This is a genomic window from Lutibacter sp. HS1-25, assembly GCF_004121075.1.
Classification (GTDB): Bacteria; Bacteroidota; Bacteroidia; order Flavobacteriales; family Flavobacteriaceae; genus Lutibacter.
This window is the reverse complement of record NZ_RHLN01000090.1, coordinates 1-1,430: the sequence shown is the minus strand read 5'-3', so window position 1 is coordinate 1,430 and position 1,430 is coordinate 1. Positions and strand designations below refer to the sequence as shown.

Below are 1,430 nucleotides of genomic sequence, written 5' to 3'. Positions count from 1 at the left end.
TTTAATTATCTCTTCGGCTACGCTCAGCGACCAGACCAACATTATTCATTTTTACTTTTTCACTTTTCATTAAAATTATGCACTATTAATTGTTAATTTTTCATTGTCAATTGTCAATTGTCAATTTATTTACCCTCCAATAGTAGACATACTTTCAGACACATCATTGTCTCTAGAAGCTTCAGCAACAAATCCGTTTTCGGGTTTTTTATGCACTGTTTTAATAAACAATGCTTTCAAATCGTTGTCGCTGGCTCCATTTCTTATAAAATCGCGTACATTAAACACTCCACCATCAAACAAACAGTTTTTAAACATACCAGTTGCCGTAATTCTAATTCTGTTACAATCGCCACAAATAGTACGGGTAAACGCAGGGATGATACCAAAAGTACCTAAATAACCAGGTATTTTAAAGTTTTTTGAAGTAGATGATTTTTTTTGTTGAAGTGTCTCAACTACTGAATATTGATTTTTTATATGATTGATTATTTTATTGAAATTCCACTCTTCATCAATTTTGCGTTGTCCTTTACCGTTAAAAGGCATTTCTTCAATAAAACGAATGGCAATATTTTTATCTTTTGAAAGTTCAACAAAATCAATAATTTCATCGGTATTAAAACCAGACTGTACTACAATATTTAGCTTTAATTTTAAGTTACTTTCAACCAGTTTTTCAAAAGTATCATACACATTTACAAAAACATCTCTTCGTGTAATTTGAGCAAATTTTTCTCTTTGCAAAGTATCCATACTTAAATTAACCGCATTGATATTTAGTTCTTCTAGCTTTTCAATATGATTGGAAATTAAAGCACCATTGGTGGTAATATTAATTTCTTTTAACTTATCATTAAATGAAAGTGATTCTAAAAACTTCACAAAATCTCTGCGAACAAAAGGCTCTCCACCAGTTAAGCGCACTTTATTTACACCTAGCTCTGAAAGTACACGTGTAATACGGTACATTTCTTTATACGATAGCAATTCTTTTCTATCAACAATATCAATTCCGTGAGCAGGCATACAATATTGGCAACGCAAATTACAACGATCTGTAACCGCCAATCGTAAATACGATATTTTTCTGCCAAATTTATCGGTTAACTGCATGCACTGTCTAAAATAATTTACAATTTCAAAATATCTCTTTTTTAATGAGGTAATTTTTCTTTAAAAACACCATATAAAAAAGCACCAAAAGTAGCTCCAAAAATAACTACCAGTATAGCAACCACACCCTGACCTAACAATACAAACATAGGTCCAGGACAAGCTCCTGCCAAGCCCCAACCCAAGCCAAATAAGATACCTCCAAATAAATTACGGTATATTCCTGGTTTTTTAGGCGGTACAATAATATCTTTTCCTTCAAAAGTTTTGATTACTTTTCTTCTAAAAAAAGTCATCATTATCATTCCTAAAAT

Annotated in this window: 2 protein-coding genes; both read right to left on the bottom strand. The window is 31.4% G+C overall.

Annotation, left to right across the window (positions count from 1 at the left end):
* Positions 1–129: 129 nt before the first annotated feature.
* Complete coding sequence (gene moaA / locus EC396_RS12400) at positions 130–1,116, bottom strand: GTP 3',8-cyclase MoaA (RefSeq protein ID WP_129366961.1); 987 nt, start codon at positions 1,114–1,116, stop codon at positions 130–132.
* Between the two features lie 41 nt (positions 1,117–1,157).
* Positions 1,158–1,430: DUF6691 family protein (locus EC396_RS12395; RefSeq protein WP_164975285.1), on the bottom strand; the 273-nt coding region annotated here is incomplete at its 5' end.

Bases quoted from the DNA above. Each gene is read 5' to 3' on its own strand.
- moaA (WP_129366961.1), bottom strand. From the start codon at position 1,116: ATGCAGTTAACCGATAAATTTGGCAGAAAAATATCGTATTTACGATTG.